The sequence below is a fragment of the Loktanella salsilacus genome (assembly GCF_024206795.1).
GTDB lineage: Bacteria > Pseudomonadota > Alphaproteobacteria > Rhodobacterales > Rhodobacteraceae > Loktanella > Loktanella salsilacus.
In genome coordinates, this window is the sequence record NZ_CP072994.1 from 1,743,280 (window position 1) to 1,758,404 (window position 15,125).

The 15,125-nt window shown below is 62.0% G+C and carries 17 protein-coding genes and 1 tRNA gene; 9 read left to right on the plus strand and 9 right to left on the minus strand.

Annotated elements, in window-relative coordinates; translation table 11 throughout:
• Positions 1-103 precede the first annotated feature (103 nt).
• From KBW81_RS08535 to KBW81_RS08545, 3 genes are all read right to left on the minus strand, one after another.
• Positions 104-1,564, minus strand: coding sequence for a carboxypeptidase M32 (locus KBW81_RS08535; RefSeq protein ID WP_254246884.1), 1,461 nt, complete (start codon positions 1,562-1,564; stop codon positions 104-106).
• A gap of 2 nt (positions 1,565-1,566) precedes the next feature.
• The gene (gene ctaA, locus KBW81_RS08540; RefSeq protein WP_254246885.1) at positions 1,567-2,706 is read right to left on the minus strand and encodes a heme A synthase; all 1,140 of its coding nucleotides are present in this window, start codon (positions 2,704-2,706) and stop codon (positions 1,567-1,569) included.
• A gap of 177 nt (positions 2,707-2,883) precedes the next feature.
• A complete protein-coding gene (locus tag KBW81_RS08545) occupies positions 2,884-3,609 on the minus strand; it encodes a GNAT family N-acetyltransferase (protein ID WP_254246886.1) in 726 nt (241 codons plus the stop codon).
• Between the two features lie 66 nt (positions 3,610-3,675).
• Here KBW81_RS08545 and msrB point away from each other — a divergent pair, with 66 nt between their 5' ends.
• Positions 3,676-4,068, plus strand: coding sequence for a peptide-methionine (R)-S-oxide reductase MsrB (msrB, locus tag KBW81_RS08550; RefSeq protein ID WP_392338421.1), 393 nt, complete (start codon positions 3,676-3,678; stop codon positions 4,066-4,068).
• A gap of 73 nt (positions 4,069-4,141) precedes the next feature.
• Here the strand turns inward: msrB and bamE are convergent, their stop codons facing one another.
• Positions 4,142-4,603, minus strand: a complete 462-nt coding sequence (gene bamE, locus KBW81_RS08555) for an outer membrane protein assembly factor BamE domain-containing protein (RefSeq protein WP_090187787.1) — start codon at positions 4,601-4,603, stop codon at positions 4,142-4,144.
• Positions 4,604-4,713: 110 nt separating this feature from the next.
• On the opposite strand from bamE, the gene KBW81_RS08560 reads away from it, so the two are divergent.
• The 8 genes from KBW81_RS08560 to KBW81_RS08595 all read left to right on the plus strand — a co-directional run bounded on the left by KBW81_RS08560 (position 4,714) and on the right by KBW81_RS08595 (position 10,130).
• Entirely contained in the window at positions 4,714-5,289 is a 576-nt protein-coding gene (locus KBW81_RS08560; RefSeq protein WP_090187688.1) for a YceD family protein, read from the plus strand.
• A gap of 159 nt (positions 5,290-5,448) precedes the next feature.
• Entirely contained in the window at positions 5,449-5,652 is a 204-nt protein-coding gene (rpmF, locus tag KBW81_RS08565; protein WP_090187686.1) for a 50S ribosomal protein L32, read from the plus strand.
• A gap of 40 nt (positions 5,653-5,692) precedes the next feature.
• Positions 5,693-6,790 carry a phosphate acyltransferase PlsX gene (gene plsX / locus KBW81_RS08570; RefSeq protein ID WP_254246887.1) on the plus strand — a complete coding sequence of 366 codons (1,098 nt, stop codon included), beginning with the start codon at positions 5,693-5,695 and terminating at the stop codon, positions 6,788-6,790.
• Positions 6,787-7,758, plus strand: a complete 972-nt coding sequence (locus tag KBW81_RS08575) for a beta-ketoacyl-ACP synthase III (RefSeq protein WP_254249025.1) — start codon at positions 6,787-6,789, stop codon at positions 7,756-7,758. Before plsX ends, KBW81_RS08575 begins: the two co-directional genes overlap by 4 nt.
• A gap of 93 nt (positions 7,759-7,851) precedes the next feature.
• Positions 7,852-8,154 carry an integration host factor subunit alpha gene (ihfA, locus tag KBW81_RS08580; protein WP_090187678.1) on the plus strand — a complete coding sequence of 101 codons (303 nt, stop codon included), beginning with the start codon at positions 7,852-7,854 and terminating at the stop codon, positions 8,152-8,154.
• Positions 8,155-8,165: 11 nt separating this feature from the next.
• Positions 8,166-8,822 (plus strand): MerR family transcriptional regulator, encoded by a 657-nt coding sequence (locus KBW81_RS08585; protein WP_254246888.1) that lies wholly within the window; start codon positions 8,166-8,168, stop codon positions 8,820-8,822.
• A gap of 68 nt (positions 8,823-8,890) precedes the next feature.
• Positions 8,891-8,967, plus strand: a tRNA-Pro gene (locus tag KBW81_RS08590).
• Positions 8,968-9,032: 65 nt separating this feature from the next.
• Positions 9,033-10,130, plus strand: a complete 1,098-nt coding sequence (locus KBW81_RS08595) for a 2'-deoxycytidine 5'-triphosphate deaminase (RefSeq protein ID WP_254246889.1) — start codon at positions 9,033-9,035, stop codon at positions 10,128-10,130.
• Here the strand turns inward: KBW81_RS08595 and KBW81_RS08600 are convergent.
• From KBW81_RS08600 to KBW81_RS08620, 5 genes are all read right to left on the minus strand, one after another.
• Positions 10,127-11,506: a GGDEF domain-containing protein gene (locus KBW81_RS08600; protein WP_254246890.1), complete on the minus strand. Its 1,380-nt coding sequence runs from the start codon at positions 11,504-11,506 to the stop codon at positions 10,127-10,129. The two genes, KBW81_RS08595 and KBW81_RS08600, sit on opposite strands and share 4 nt — an antisense overlap.
• 82 nt (positions 11,507-11,588) lie before the next feature.
• On the minus strand, positions 11,589-12,209 hold the full coding sequence (scpB, locus tag KBW81_RS08605; protein WP_254246891.1) for an SMC-Scp complex subunit ScpB: 621 nt from the start codon (positions 12,207-12,209) through the stop codon (positions 11,589-11,591).
• A complete protein-coding gene (locus tag KBW81_RS08610) occupies positions 12,202-12,996 on the minus strand; it encodes a segregation and condensation protein A (RefSeq protein WP_254246892.1) in 795 nt (264 codons plus the stop codon). The genes scpB and KBW81_RS08610 overlap by 8 nt, the downstream gene beginning before the upstream one ends.
• 12 nt (positions 12,997-13,008) lie before the next feature.
• Positions 13,009-13,998 carry a glycoside hydrolase family 3 N-terminal domain-containing protein gene (locus KBW81_RS08615; protein WP_254246893.1) on the minus strand — a complete coding sequence of 330 codons (990 nt, stop codon included), beginning with the start codon at positions 13,996-13,998 and terminating at the stop codon, positions 13,009-13,011.
• The gene (locus KBW81_RS08620) at positions 13,988-15,067 is read right to left on the minus strand and encodes an SPOR domain-containing protein (protein ID WP_254246894.1); all 1,080 of its coding nucleotides are present in this window, start codon (positions 15,065-15,067) and stop codon (positions 13,988-13,990) included. The genes KBW81_RS08615 and KBW81_RS08620 overlap by 11 nt, the downstream gene beginning before the upstream one ends.
• Between the last annotated feature and the right edge of the window lie 58 nt (positions 15,068-15,125).

The following is a 15,125-nucleotide window of genomic DNA, read 5'->3' on the forward strand; positions in this document are numbered from 1 at the left end:
AGCGTCTATCGGACCCCCACCTTCTTCTGGTCAGAAATACCTCGGGGGACGGCAAAGCCGGGGGGCAGCGCCCCCAGCAACGCCCCCGAAAAGCTCAAAGCCCCTAAATCGCTCCGAACTTCGCCTCTAGATAATCGAGCAGCGGCCCCTCGGACGGTGCCTCGCCCGACGCCCGCCCAATCACATCGCGCGGCGCGTACAATCCGCCATGGCGCTGCACCTTGTCGCTTAGCCACCCCGTCGCGCGCGACGTATCGCCCCGCGCCAGATCATCGTCCAGATCGGGCACATCTGCCCGCAATGCGGTATGCAGACAGCCCGCATAGACATTGCCCAGCGAATAGGTCGGAAAATAGCCGAACAGCCCCTCGGACCAATGCACGTCCTGCAACACACCGTGCGACGGCTTATCGACAGCAAAGCCGAAATCGCTGGCAAAGCGGTCGTTCCAAGCGGCCTCGAGGTCGCGCACCAGCAGATCGCCGGATACCAGCGCCTGCTCTAGATCAAAGCGTAGCAGTACATGCAGGTTATACTGCACCTCGTCGGCCTCGGTCCGGATAAACCCATCCGCCACCCGGTTCACGCAGGCAAAGAAATCATCCGCAGAAGCGATCCCAAAATCGCCAAAGCGGTCCTTCATCTGCCCAAACAACCAGCCGGTAAAGGCACGGCTGCGGCCGATCTGATTCTCGTAAATCCGGCTTTGGCTTTCATGCACGCCCATGGACACCCCTGCACCTAGCGGCGTCAGCAGGTAATCGCGGTCGATGTTCTGCTCGTAACAGGCATGCCCGACCTCGTGGATCGTTGAATAAAAGCAGTTAAACGGATCATCCACATTGGTCCGCGTCGTGATCCGCACGTCCAAACCGGACCCAGAGGAGAACGGATGCAGCGCCTTATCAATGCGGCCGTTGTTCAAATCATAGCCAAAGGCCAGCGCCAGATCGCGGGTCAGCGCCATCTGCTCACCTTCGGGGAAAGTGCCGCGCAGCATCGGTGCGGGGGCCTTATCCCGGATCGCCCCGCGCAGCGCCACAAGGCGCGGGCGCATCGCGCCGAACATCGCCGACAGCTGCGCTGCCGTGGCACCGGGCTCGTAATCATCCAGCATCGCGTCATAGGGATCAGCGCTGCCCGCAATCGCCTGCGCCTCTTCGCGCTTGAGCTGCAGCACCTTGTCCAGCGCAGGCAGAAAGGCCGCGACATCCTCGTCCGCGCGGGCCTGCGCCCAAATCCGGTGCGCCCGGCTGGTTTCCCGCGCAATGGCAGAGGCAAGCTGCGCTGGCACCTTGGCCGCCCGCTCAAAGCTGCGGCGGATGTGCCGGATCTGCGCTGCGGCGACATCGTCCTCAGCCACAGCCGTTTCCAGCCAGCCACCGATGCGCGGATCAATCCGCCGCGCATGCAGGACAGAGGCCATGGCCCCATGCTCTTCTGCCCGTTGTTCAACCGCGCCGCCGGGCATCACGGTTTCTTGGTCCCAGCCCAGACGGCCCGCGACCTGTGACAGGGCCTCCGTCTCGCGCACGAAACCCATCAAATCATTATAATCGCTCATACTCACGCCTCTCTGACGGATTGCGGCAAGGGGTAGCGGGACAAGAACCGCGCGCGCAGGATCAAGACCCACAGGACGACAGCGCCGACTTGGTGAACGATGGCCACATGCGGTGTCGCCATGGTCATCACGGTCGCGATGCCCAGCACCATCTGCACCACCATCATCGCCATCATCATGGCATAGGCGCTGCGGGTGCGCCGGTTCGCGCTGCGGCGGCTACGCCACCAGACGAACAGACCATAAGCAAACAGGATGTAACCCATCATGCGGTGGATGAACTGCACCGTCCCCTCATTTTCGAACAGGTTCCGCCAGGCGGGCGTCAGCTGCCACATATCAGGGGGCAAAAACCCGCCCGCCATCAGCGGCCAGTCGGGATAGGCGCGGCCCGCATCAATGCCAGCCACCAGTGCGCCCAGCACGATTTGCACAAAGGCAAGCACCATCAGCGCAGTGCCAAGCGTCCACAGCCGCGCATCCCCAGCCCGCCGCGCCACCAACAAATCAGGCGATCGGCGGCCAATCTTCAAGATATACCACGTGATGAAACCAAAGATGACAAAGGCCAGCCCCAGATGGGTCGCAAGCCGGTATGACGCCACATCCGTGCGCGCACCTTCGAGCCCCGATGACACCATCCACCAGCCAATCGCGCCCTGCAGACCGCCAAGCGCGCCAATGAAAAACAGTCGTCCGGTCCACCCAGCGGGAATCTTGCGTGCAGCAAGAAAGCCAAAGAATCCAACGGCCCAGACCAGACCGATCACCCGGCCCAGCTGCCGGTGGCCCCATTCCCACCAATAAATCGTCTTGAATTCGGCCATGCTCATGCCGGTGTTCTGCAACTGATATTCTGGGCTGGCTTGATATTTCGCAAACTCTGACTGCCACGTCGCATCATCCAGCGGCGGCACAGCCCCCGTCACGGGGGCCCATTCAGTGATCGACAGACCCGAATCCGTCAACCGCGTCAGCCCACCGACGGCGATCATGACGGCAAGCAGCGCAAACAGCACCATCAGCCAGCCCCGGATCGCACCGCGCGCGCCATGCCCGCGCTGATCGATACCTCCGGGGGTGGCGCTTTGCTTTTGCGAGGTGCCGACCTCTTCAAAAATACTGCGGGGTTTGGTGGCCATGCAAGAAACTCCTGTTATCGCGGCGCAACCTAAGCCCGCCCAAAGGCAGGGGCAAGCGACACAGGGACGCGGCCTGCCCCTTCATCTGGCTAAATAAACGCCCGCCGGAGGCAGCAGATCGAAATGCCTCGCGCCTCCGGTATCATCTTGCAACAAATACTCCCGCCGGAGGCAGCGCTACCCCGCCAAGGCCCGCAGCGCCCGCGCCCGCGCCGCAGGCACCGCATCCACGCTCAGCGCCGTGAACACATGCACGGTATTCATGACCTTATCGATAACCGCATGATCGCCAACCCAGCCGCCCAGCCCCAGATAACTGCGCAAAAGCGGCGGCAGGCCCGCCAGTGCGGCGCGGCGGTCCGGTACGGGCCCTGTCAGCGGCATCACCTGCGCCGCCCGTACGCCGGGCAGCTGCGACACCGGGCCGCGATGATACTGCCCCAGCAGCGCAAGCGCTGCGGCATGCTGCGCCGGATTTGCACCGGGAAAGCTGGAACAGCCAATCAAAAGCCCGGCCTCTTCGGCATCGACAATGCCCGTTAGCGCCCCCCATGCCAGCCGCAAGACATCCGCGCTGGCACCGGGGGCGGCGCAAAAGCGGCCGACTTCCATCACCGGGCGGGCGTAGTTTGCCAAGGGCGACAGATCATAGGCGCTGGCGGTATAACTGGCCCCCAAAGCGGCCCCGTCCCGCAGCACCATAACGCGGCAGGTGCCAACCAATCCGGCGTCCCCGCCAATCATCACATGCTGGCATAGCGGATCATAGGCGTCGGCATCCACCCCCGGCGCGCCGAAAAAGCACGCGTGGCGCAGCGCCTGACAGGCCGCCAGATCATCTGGCGTGCGCGCAAGCCGCACGCCAAGGCGTCCTTTGTGAAACGATGCCGTCACGCAACCCATCTCCTTGGCGAGCCGTCGCCTAAGCCCTACATGTCACCCTATAAGTTTGCAGGAAAGATGACACAGATGGACAAGATCACCAAAACCGACGCGGAATGGAAAGCGGAATTATCGCCAGAGGCGTTCAAGGTCCTGCGCAAGCATGGCACCGAACGGGCTGGCAGCCATGACGATTTCCCCAAGGACGCAGGCGTCTTTGCCTGCAAGGCCTGCGGCAATCCGCTGTTCGATCAGGACACCAAGTTCGAATCTGGCACCGGCTGGCCGTCGTTTTATGCGCCAATCGACACCGATGCGGTGGGCGAAAAAGAAGACCGCGCGCTCTTTATGCGCCGCACCGAAGTGCACTGCGCCCGCTGCGAAGGCCATCTGGGCCATGTTTTCCCCGACGGCCCCGCGCCAACGGGCCTGCGCTATTGCATGAACGGCGTCGCGATGACGTTTCAGCCGGACAACTAAACTCCGCCCAAAACGAAAAAAGGGGCGGCCATTGCGGCCGCCCCTTTTTCAAATGTGCGCGCTTAAAGCTGCGTTATTCGCTGATCAGGTCTTCGGCGTTAAACCGGCCCACACTGCCCAGCAACTGGCGCAGGAATGTGTTGCTCGCGACGCTGTCTTCCGTCACGCGGCGCGACAGGGCGACGACATTGCCGTCCTGCAGGGTAAAGCGTTCGATATTCGACACGGTGCCCGCACTGTTAAAGCTGATCGCCAGCACTTGGCGGTCAACCTCGACCGGGGCGCCGGGCCCAAGCGTTTCAAACCGGCTTTGCACATAATAAAACGCGCTTTCGCCGACCGTGCCCGTTGTCGTGGGCGTGCCAAAGGTTTCGGTGATGGTGTCGCGGGTATCCACACCGACGGCGACCGCAGACAATTCCGCGTCCGTTGGGATATAACCATAGTTGCGCACAATCGGCGTACAAGCGACAGCAAAGGCGAGCCCGCATCCGATGATGAGACTGCGAAACCCTACTTTAGATCCGTTCGTCATGGCGCGCTCTTCCTCGTAACCGATGGGCATAGCGCCCTTGCCTTGGCGCGATACGCCTTTTAACTCACCTACAACATGCGACGCCCCTTGTTCAAGAATGGAACCGCCCGATGACAGACGCGCCTGAATTGCCGACGAAAATCCTGCGGCTGGCCGATCTGACCAACCGCCACGCCAGCACCTTTGATCTGGCCCCAACACCAGAGCAGCGCACAGCGATTGCAAACCACCTTGGTATCCCCGCCGTTAAAAAGCTGGTCTTTGCCGGGGAAATCACCCCGCTGGGCCGCGGCGACTGGCAGCTGACCGCCAAGCTGGGCGCGACCGTTGTGCAGCCCTGCGTTGCTACTCTCGCATCTGTGACCACCCGCATGGATGAAGTGATCCGCCGCGTGTACGCCCGCGATTTCGCCTATCCCGACGGCGCAGAAGCAGAGATGCCCGACGACGACGCGGTCGAGCCGCTGCCCCAGACCCTAGATCTGGGCGCGGTGATGATCGAGGCGCTGAGCCTTGCCCTGCCCGCCTTTCCCCGCGCCGAAGGTGCAGAACTGGGACAAGTGCTGGTCGCGGCCAAGGGCGTGGCCCCGATGACAGACGATGATGCAAAGCCCTTTGCCGGTCTGGGCGCGCTGCGCGATCAGCTTGCAAAAGACGAAGATGACAGCGGTGAAAACAACGCGTAAAACCACTGTTACAAAAGGGTTGCACAAACATGCTTTCGCAGTATGTTCGCGACCTCTTGTATACCCCCCTCGACAGGGCGGCCCTGATGACATAGGACCGCCGCGAGATAACCAAAACACGGGCCATTCGCGCCCCTCACTTAACAGATAGGTTGCGACATGGCCGTCCAGCAGAATAAAGTTTCCAAATCCCGCCGCAACATGCGTCGTGCTCACGATTCGCTTTCCAGCGCGAATCCAAACAACTGCACGAACTGCGGTGAAGAAAAGCGCCCTCACCACATCTGCCCGTCCTGCGGCCACTACGCGACTCGCGAAGTGATCACCGCTGACGCCGTCGAAATCGACGAAGACGCGGCGTAAGCCAAAAACCGGCGATCAAAACGAACAGAGGGGCATCACCATGCTTGATTCAGGGACGGCCCTGCAAGGTGTGGATGGCTCTCGCGTTTTGTCGATCGACGCCATGGGTGGCGATAATGGGCCTGCAACAGTAGTTGCGGGCCTTTCCCTGTTTCTGAAAAAGAATCCGGGCACACAGGTCATGCTGCATGGCCGCGCTAAGGAATTGACCCCGCTGCTGGCCAAACACGGGCTGACAGATATCGTCATCCTGCGCGACGCCAGCGATGTTGTGACGATGCACGACAAACCCAGCCACGTTGTCCGCCATGGCAAGGCCACCTCTATGTGGTCCGCGATCGAGGCTGTGCGCACGGGCGAGGCTGGCGTTGTGGTGTCCTGCGGCAATACCGGCGGGCTGATGGCCATGTCGATGCTGCGCCTGCGCAAGATCGACGGCGTGAACCGCCCCGCGATTGCCTGCCTGTGGCCCTCGCGGAACAAGCAGGGCTTTAACGTCATGCTGGATGCGGGCGCTGATATCCGCGCCGATCAGGACGATCTGTTGATCTATGCGCTGATGGGCACGTCTTACGCCCGCAACGCCTTTGATCTGAAACGTCCGCGCGTCGGCCTGCTGAATGTCGGCACCGAAGAACATAAAGGTCGCGCCGAACTGAAAGTCGCGCACGAGCTGATTGGTGCCTCTGCCGCCAAGGGCGATTTCGAATATGTCGGCTTTGTCGAAGGCGGCGATTTGCCCGGTGATGCTTGCGATGTGATCGTCACCGACGGCTTTACCGGCAATGTCGCCTTAAAAACAGGCGAAGGCATTGCGAACCTCATTTCTGATTTCATGCGCGAATCGCTCAAGCGCACGCCGCTGTCGATGCTGGGTGCCCTACTGGCCCGCGGCGCGCTGCGGTCGTTGAAAAAGCGAATCGATCCGCGCCGCGTGAATGGCGGCGTGTTTTTGGGCCTGACCAAAACCGTGATCAAAAGCCACGGATCAGCCGATGCCACGGGCGTTGCTGCTGCCATTTCCTTAGCGCACCGGCTGGCGGATCAGCACTTTTCTGACCGCCTTGCATCCCGGCTGGCCGCATCCTTGCCGCACGAATCTGACCGTGCTGCCCCCCCCACACAGGAGCAGCCATAATGCGCCGCGCAGTCGTTCAAGGCGTCGGGCACTATCTGCCTGACCGGGTCGTGCCAAATGAATGGTTCGCGGAAACGTTAGAGACATCTGACGAATGGATTCGCAGCCGGTCCGGCATTGAACGGCGTCACTTTGCCGCCGAAGGCCAGACCACGTCCGACCTTGCGACCCGCGCTGCAAACGCCGCGCTGGCCGACGCCGGACTAGAAGGCGACCAGATCGACGCGATCATCCTCGCGACATCGACCGCCGACATGACCTTTCCATCCGCCGCGACGATGGTGCAGGCCGCCATCGGCAACACCCGCGGCTATGCCTTTGATGTGCAAGCCGTTTGCGCAGGATTCGTTTATGCGCTGGCACAGGCCAACGCGCTGATCGTGTCCGGTCAGGCGAACCGCGTGCTGGTCATCGGGGCCGAAACATTTAGCCGCATCATGGACTGGACCGACCGCAGCACCTGCGTTTTGTTCGGGGACGGCGCGGGCGCGCTGGTGCTGGGGGCCGAAGACGGCACTGGCACGGCGACGGATCGCGGCATCCTGTCCACCGACCTGAACAGCGACGGCCGCTACCGCGACCTGCTGTACGTCGATGGCGGTGTGGCCACCCAAAACACCGGCAAGCTGCGCATGGAAGGCAAAGAAGTCTTTCGCCACGCCGTTGAAAAGCTGGCCCTGACGGCCGACGCAGCCCTGCACAAGGCGGGCCTTAACGCGGATGACGTCGATTGGGTCGTGCCGCATCAGGCCAACATCCGCATCATCCAATCCACCGCGAAAAAACTAGGCGTCGAAATGGACCGCGTAGTCGTGACGGTCCAAGATCACGGCAATACGTCTGCCGCGTCGATCCCGCTCGCGCTGTCGGTTGGCGTCGCGCGCGGGCAGATCAAACGCGGCGATTTGCTGGTCACCGAAGCCATCGGCGGCGGGCTTGCCTGGGGCGCTGTTGTCCTGCGCTGGTAGGCGATTCAACCAAAAGCAGAGCGGCACGCAACGGCTTGTTATTGACATTTAATTTGCCGCGACCGTAAGGTTCTTGAAATCTTGGGGGACAACATGACCGATAAAACGTTGACGCGCATGGACTTGGCTGACGCAGTCCACACGCAAGTAGGCCTGTCGCGCAATGAAAGCGCCGAGCTGGTCGAGAGTGTTCTGCAAGAAGTGTCCGATGCGCTGGTTGCTGGCGAATCGGTTAAAATCTCTTCCTTCGGCACATTTTCGATCCGTGATAAGGCGGCCCGCGTTGGCCGGAACCCTAAGACGGGCGAAGAAGTACCAATTCATCCGCGCCGGGTGCTGACCTTTCGGCCCAGCCACCTGATGAAAGACAAGGTTGCAGCGGGCAACAAACCATAAGGGACGACCCATTGGCCAAGGCTCCTGACGCCTTTCGCACGATCTCCGAAGTCGCAGAAAGTCTGGACACCCCGGCCCATGTGCTGCGGTTCTGGGAAAGCAAATTCACCCAAGTGAAACCCGTCAAACGCGCTGGCGGGCGGCGGTATTATCGCCCTGACGATGTCGCCCTGCTCGGCGGCATCAAAGTGCTGCTGCACGATCAAGGTCTGACCATCAAAGGCGCGCAAAAGGTGCTGCGCGATAGCGGGTTAAAAGCCGTGATGGACATGGCCGAAGCAGAGCCAGCGGGCGATCCTGACGTCACTGACGATGGCGATATCATCGACATCGTGGCGAATATCATGCCAGAGCCGATGCCGGTACAAACCGCGCCCATTGCAGACAGCCCTGCCATGGAACTGCTTGGCCGTTCTGACGTCACCCCGCCCGATAATATCGTGTCGCTGCAAAGCGCGATTCCCCCGCACGTCTTACCTGCGGCCCCCGTACAGGTCACACCAACACTTGATCTACCCGCCATGCCTGCCCCGCGCGCCGCCTGCGCATCGCGCGTGTTGCATGATTTGGCGCGCCTTGATCACACCGCCTTGGCGCACCGGGCTGCCAAACTTGAACCCGTGGTGGCGCGATTGGCGCAACTGCACAGCCGCATGACGACGGGTTGAAAATAACCGAGGCTTAGGCGCAAATCCCCTCTTGCCCTCTGCCCCGTATCGGGTAAACAGCCCTCAGTCGGGCTATAGCGCAGCCTGGTAGCGCGTCCGTCTGGGGGACGGAAGGTCGCAGGTTCGAGTCCTGCTAGCCCGACCAAACAAACCGCCCGCTGGCACCTGTGCCGCGGGCGTTTTGCTATCTGATGCTTGGGGGGATCGTGCATGACCACATTTGCAAAAGGCGTATTGGCCGATCATCAGATCGCTGATCTGATCAAAAGCGGCGCGATTGCCGCCGATGTCCCCTTTGACGATGGCCAAATCCAACCCGCATCCCTTGATCTGCGTCTTGGCGATGTTGCCTACCGCGTGCGCGCATCCTTTTTGACCGGGCGCAACCGCACGGTCACCGAACGCCTGCAGGATTTCACCATGCATGCGGTGCCGCTGACCGGCGGTGCTGTGCTGGAAAAAGGGTGCGTCTATGTCGTGCCGCTGCTGGAACGGCTGGACCTGCCCGCAGGCATGACCGCCGCCGCCAGTGCGAAATCGTCGATTGGCCGGCTGGATCTGCTGACGCGGATCATCACCGACCGCGGCGAAGCCTTTGACCGGGTCCCTGATGGCTATACCGGTCCGCTGTTTGTCGAAATCTGCCCGCGCAGCTTTTCTGTTGTGGCGCAGCCGGGGCAGATGCTGAACCAGATCATCTTTCGCCAAGGCCAAACCTTGATGAGCGACGCAGAGCTACTGGCCCTGCACGAGCAAACCCCCATCGTGAACACCCCGCCCGAGATTTCGGACGGCCTTGGCTTTTCCGTCGATCTGCGCCCGGCGCAGGGTACGCTGATTGGCTACCGGGCCAAGCCGCATACCGGGGTGGTCGACCTGTCAAAGCTGAACCACTACACCCCAGCCGATTACTGGGAAGAGGTCCACACCGATACCGGCTGGATCATCCTAGACCCCGGCGCGTTTTATATCCTGGTCAGCCGCGAATCGATTGCGATCCCGCCGATGCAAGCGGCTGAAATGGCCCCCTATCTGGCGATGGTTGGGGAATTCCGCGTGCATTATGCCGGTTTCTTCGACCCCGGATTTGGCTGGGCTGCCGCTGGCGGGACCGGATCGCGCGGCGTGCTAGAGGTCCGCTGCCACGAAGCGCCCTTTGTGCTGGAACACGGCCAGACCGTTGGCCGCTTGGTGTACGAGCATATGTCGTCGCATCCGCAGGCGCTTTATGGGGCCGGGATCAAATCGAATTACCAAGGTCAGGGGCTAAAGCTGTCAAAGCATTTCGCTGCGGCAAAGCCGGCTTAAGCGACGCGGCTTGCAAAAAGGGGCGCGATGGCGACGCAATTTCGCCCCGCCGCCTTGGCCTGATACAGCGCCATATCCGCCCGTTTCACCGCATCATTATAGCTCGCGTCCGTTGCCTGCATGTCAGCGACACCGAATGACGCGCTGACGCGGATCGGAGTCGTCTTGCTCTTGTTACCCAATTGGCGCGACAAATCATGGATCGCGACGCGCAGACGTTCGACAAGCTGTGTCAGCTCTTCTGGTTGGCGCAGATCGGCGATCAGCATAAACTCTTCACCGCCCCACCGGCCCAGCACATCGCCTTGGCGCAGCAGCGGTTCTAGGCAGCGGGCGACGCCCACCAACACGCGATCGCCTTCATCGTGACCATGGGTGTCATTGATCCGTTTGAAATGGTCCAGATCGAACATCACAATGCCGACGGGCCGGCCCGATTGTTTCAGATCAAGCATGCGGCGGCGCAGAACCTGCGTAATCCCAGCGCGGTTGCGCAGCCCCGTCAGCCCATCCGTGACCGCCTGTTCGACAAGCCTGCGTTCAGCGGCCTGCCGCAGTTCGTCGCCGACCTGATGCTGATACCCCGAAAAAATCGCCAAAATGATTGTCGTGCCAATGATGACTGTGATCATCAGGGCCACAATCGGAAATTCAAGCTTTGGCATGCCCCACAGGCGGTACAAAAACATGCCCGTGGCCCATGGCACCAATGTGCCAACCATGGCCATTACCCGCGCACGCACCCCTACCTCTGACGACAGCAGCAGTACCCGCACAAACGGGTCGTTGGCGTTGTTGGACAACGCCAGTAATGCTGCAAAGCACATTGACGCTAACGTCAGCGCGGCAAGATCACCGCCGACGAATGTCACACCAAAGGTCGCGCCGATGATACAGTTCATGACGATCAAAAGGAACGCCACCAAACACACGATACCCTGCGTTTTCATGCGCCCCCGCAAGCCGGTGCAAAGCGATAGAAATACAATCGCCAAAGTCGCTTCAACAGAGACACGACCGTGAAAAAGCTGTGATGGGGTCGCTGGATATACCTCTAGCCAAGTCAGTGTATGATGCAGCAACACGGTCCCGCAGGCGAAGGCACAAAGGAACCGGACAGATCCCGTCGGCCGCGCGCCCCGCCCGCCAAGGTGAAGGGCGACAGCCAGACAGCATAGGCATATCGCGGTGACCGGATGGGTTGCTGCGTCGCTAAAGGGCCCCTGCAGCAGCCCCGCAGACCCAGCCAGATTGAACGCCAGCCCGATCAGGGCACAGGCACACATGAACACGAAAAGGCAAAAGCTATTTTGCGACAGCCGGGCCACAATCTTGAGCCGGTCGTCAGAGAAGTCCATCGTTTCAGTATAATTCAACACCGCATCACCCTCGCCAATCTGGCATGGAGGGAGACTAGCAACCATAAGATGTATGGATATTTAACAGATAAACTTTGAATTACTCTTCGAACAAATCGTCCTGACTATCATCAGCGTCCGGCTCTTCTGTACCCGGCGGTGGCCGGTTTTCCAGCAGACCCGCAGCGCGCAATTCCTTAAGACCCGGCAGATCGCGAGCAGTTTCCAGCCCGAAATGGTCCAGAAAATGCGAGGTTACGATGAACGTCACTGGCCGCCCCGGCGACATGCGCCTCCGGCCCAAACGGATCCAATCCAGCTCTATCAACTGATCCAGCGTGCCGCGACTGACGGATACACCGCGAATTTCTTCGATCTCGGCCCGGGTGGCGGGCTGGTGGTAGGCGACAATCGCCAGCGTTTCGATGGCGGCGCGGGACAGTTTGCGCGTCTCGACGACCTCGTGCTGCATCAGATAGCCAAGGTCAGGCGCCGTGCGAAAGGCCCATGCTTCACCAATCCGCATCAGGGTCACGCCGCGCCCCTCGTAGCGTTTGCGCACATAGGCCAGCGCGGTGGCCGGATCGCAGCCATGCGGCATGCGGCCCGCCAGTTGCGCCAAGGTCATCGGGTCGGCGGTGGCAAACAGGATCGCTTCGATCATGCGTTCCTGATCGGCCATCGGCGGGGCCTCGAACAGGCTGTCACGGGGGTCAGCCATCGCGCGGCGTCCTTTTACGAATGTGGATCGGGGCAAAGGTATCGCCTTGCCGGATGTCGATGCGCCCCTCTTTCGCCAGCTCTAGGCTGGCGGCAAAGGTGGCGGCGGTGGCGGTGCGGCGGCGGACGGGGTCCTCTTGCCAATCCATGGGCAGATAGCTGGCGATATCAGTCCAGTCACCCGCAAAGCCAATCATCTCGCGCAGGCGGTCAAGCGCCTCTTCCATGGTCATCAGGTTTTCGCGGTCCATCACGAAGGGCCGGAAATCGTCGCGGGTGCGGATGCGGGCGTAGCCCTGCATCAGGTCCAGCAGGCTGGCGGTATAGGTGACGCGGCGCACACGGGCGACGTCCTCGGTGATGCCGCGCGGAAAGAAATCGCGCCGCAGCTGGTCACGCCCCATCAGACGGGCGGCGACGGTGCGCATCGCCTCTAGCCGCTCTAGCTGGAAGGCCAGATGCGCGGCCAGCTCCTCGCCAGAGGGTCCGTCGTCGGTGGGATCGGGGGGCAGCAGCAGGCGGGATTTCAAGAAGGCAAGCCAAGCGGCCATCACCAGATAATCCGCCGCCAGTTCCAGCCGCAGCGACCTAGCCTGCTGCACAAAAGCGAGATATTGCCGCGCCAGCGCGAGAATCGACACCTGCCGCAGGTCAACCTTTTGCGTGCGCGACAGCGTCAGCAACAGATCGAGCGGGCCTTCGAATGCGCCGACATCGACAATCAGCGCCTCTGCGGCAACGCGTTCGGCGACGCTGGCCTCGCCAAGGTCAAAGGGTTCCTGTGCCATGGCCTGCGTCCCTTACGTCAGAAGGGTCTCAAGTTCGCGAATGGCGGCGGCAATGTCAATCGGCTGCGGCGCGGCCCGCTGGTTCAGCGCATGCAGCGCGCGCGCCTGCGCAGGGGCGGACATGGGGCCAGCGGCGGCGGCGACAGCAGGCATTTCTGCCAGATCGCCGTTGCAGTGCAGCACGATATCACAGCCCGCCGCGATCGACGCGGCGGCGCGTTCCGCCGGGGTGCCCGACAGCGCCTCCATCCCGATATCGTCGGTCATGATTAACCCGCCAAAGCCGATATCATCCCGGATCACCTGCATCATGGTGGCAGAGGTCGTCGCGGGTGCATCAGGGTCGATATCGTCGAACACGATATGCGCGGTCATGCCCATGCGGATGTTGTTCAGCGCCTTGAACGGCGCAAAGTCGCGCGCCATCAGGTCAGCGCGGGGCGCATCCACACGCGGCAGGCTTTTGTGGCTGTCCACGCTGGCGCGGCCATAGCCGGGGATGTGTTTCAGCACAGGCAGCACACCGCCCGCGACAAAGGCATTGGCGCACACGCGCGCGGCCTCGACCACAATATCCGACGTCTCGCCATACAAGCGGTTGCGCAGCACGGGATGCGTCTGCGCCTCGACCAGATCGGCCAAAGGGGCGCAGTTCACGTCGATCCCAACATCGTGCAGTTCGGCGGCAATCAGGCGGTTGCGCAGCCAATGGGCCCGCATGGGATCGCTCGCGCGTGCCATCTGGTCGAGCGCTGGCAGGTATTCGCGCCAATGCGGGCTGCGCATGCGCTGCACGCGGCCGCCCTCTTGATCGATCAGGATCGGGGCAGCGCGGCCAAGGCAATCGAGCAGATCGGCCGTCAAGGCCCGCAGCTGGTCCGGACTATCCACATTGCGGGCAAACAGGATAAAGCCCCAAGGGTTCGCGTCCTTGAAAAACGCGGCCTCTGCCTCTGTCAGCTTTAGGCCGGACAGGCCAAAGATCGCCCCGTTAGCGGACAACGACAGGTGTGCAAGCCGCGCGGCTTGCGTCCAAGGTTTCGCAGAACTGGCGTGCAGACGGCAGGTCGTCAAAGCCGCTGGCGCGCAAACGATAGAAGGTCGCGCCGCCCGATGATGCCTCTTGAATGATCTGGGTCTTACCGGCGAGCATTTCGCCGAACTTGCCCTGCAGGCTGATCCATTCCTTCGACGCATCCTCTGCCGTCGGGAAAGCGCCAAGCTGCACCAGTTTGGTGCCCACGGGCAGATCGTCGGTCAGCACCGCGACGGATGGCAGCGTTTCTGGCGATGCAACTGCGGCCACGGTGACAGGCGCAGCAGCCAGATCAGCGGCAGTGGCCACGGCAGGGGCCGCGCGCATCGGGCGCACGGTCGGGCGCAGCACAGAGCGTACCGCGCCTGCGGCCACAGGAGTTGCCTCTGGGGCTGCGACATCAGACGACATCGCCTCTGCCAAGGCCATCGCGATGGGGTCTTGGGCGTCGATGTTCATGATCTCGGTGGTGCCGTCTTCTTCGCCCGGGACAGCTTCGCCGTCCAGCGTCAGGACGGGGCTGTCGTTTGCGTCGTCCATATTGGCCAAGGGTGCCATCGGCGCGATCCCAGCCGAGATTTGGTCCGCCATCGCAAGGATGTCATCCGCGTTCATCGGGCCTGTCGGCACAGCGATGGTCGCGGCGGCAACCGCGTCCGTATCCGGGGCGGCGTCCGGCGTTGCACCCGTTAGCGGCGCGGTGTCCAAATCTTCGGCTGCCAGTTCGACCATCCGCGGGGCCAGCGTCACGCTGTCCTCTGGGGCGGCGGCTTCGCCTGATCCGGCGACGGTATTCACGGCCAAGCCGCGGTGATCGGCGACATCGCCGCCGGGGTTTTCGGGGGCAATGCGCATATCGCCCTGCATGGCGCGCACGACGGGTACGCCACTGACATCGCGCAGGATCGTCTTGGTGCCCCAGACGGCCACGCCGATCATCAGCGTCAGGCTGACAGCCGCGCCAGCATATTGGGTGTAGCGACCGGCCAAGTCCGTCAGACTGCCGCGGGCTTGCGCCTCGTCATATACTGCCATTACTGCCTCGTTTCTGGCGGGTTCTTGCGACCCGCTTGCCTCTGACCTTATCGGACGC

Coding starts and splice junctions, on each gene's coding strand:
- bamE (WP_090187787.1), bottom strand. CDS start 4,603: ATGACGAACGGATCTAAAGTAGGGTTTCGCAGTCTCATCATCGGATGC.
- scpB (WP_254246891.1), bottom strand. CDS start 12,209: ATGGCTGACCCCCGTGACAGCCTGTTCGAGGCCCCGCCGATGGCCGAT.
- ihfA (WP_090187678.1), top strand. CDS start 7,852: ATGACCGATAAAACGTTGACGCGCATGGACTTGGCTGACGCAGTCCAC.
- KBW81_RS08560 (WP_090187688.1), top strand. CDS start 4,714: ATGACAGACGCGCCTGAATTGCCGACGAAAATCCTGCGGCTGGCCGAT.
- KBW81_RS08620 (WP_254246894.1), bottom strand. CDS start 15,067: ATGGCAGTATATGACGAGGCGCAAGCCCGCGGCAGTCTGACGGACTTG.
- plsX (WP_254246887.1), top strand. CDS start 5,693: ATGCTTGATTCAGGGACGGCCCTGCAAGGTGTGGATGGCTCTCGCGTT.
- KBW81_RS08545 (WP_254246886.1), bottom strand. CDS start 3,609: ATGGGTTGCGTGACGGCATCGTTTCACAAAGGACGCCTTGGCGTGCGG.
- ctaA (WP_254246885.1), bottom strand. CDS start 2,706: ATGGCCACCAAACCCCGCAGTATTTTTGAAGAGGTCGGCACCTCGCAA.
- KBW81_RS08595 (WP_254246889.1), top strand. CDS start 9,033: ATGACCACATTTGCAAAAGGCGTATTGGCCGATCATCAGATCGCTGAT.
- KBW81_RS08535 (WP_254246884.1), bottom strand. CDS start 1,564: ATGAGCGATTATAATGATTTGATGGGTTTCGTGCGCGAGACGGAGGCC.
- KBW81_RS08610 (WP_254246892.1), bottom strand. CDS start 12,996: ATGGCACAGGAACCCTTTGACCTTGGCGAGGCCAGCGTCGCCGAACGC.
- rpmF (WP_090187686.1), top strand. CDS start 5,449: ATGGCCGTCCAGCAGAATAAAGTTTCCAAATCCCGCCGCAACATGCGT.
- msrB (WP_392338421.1), top strand. CDS start 3,676: ATGGACAAGATCACCAAAACCGACGCGGAATGGAAAGCGGAATTATCG.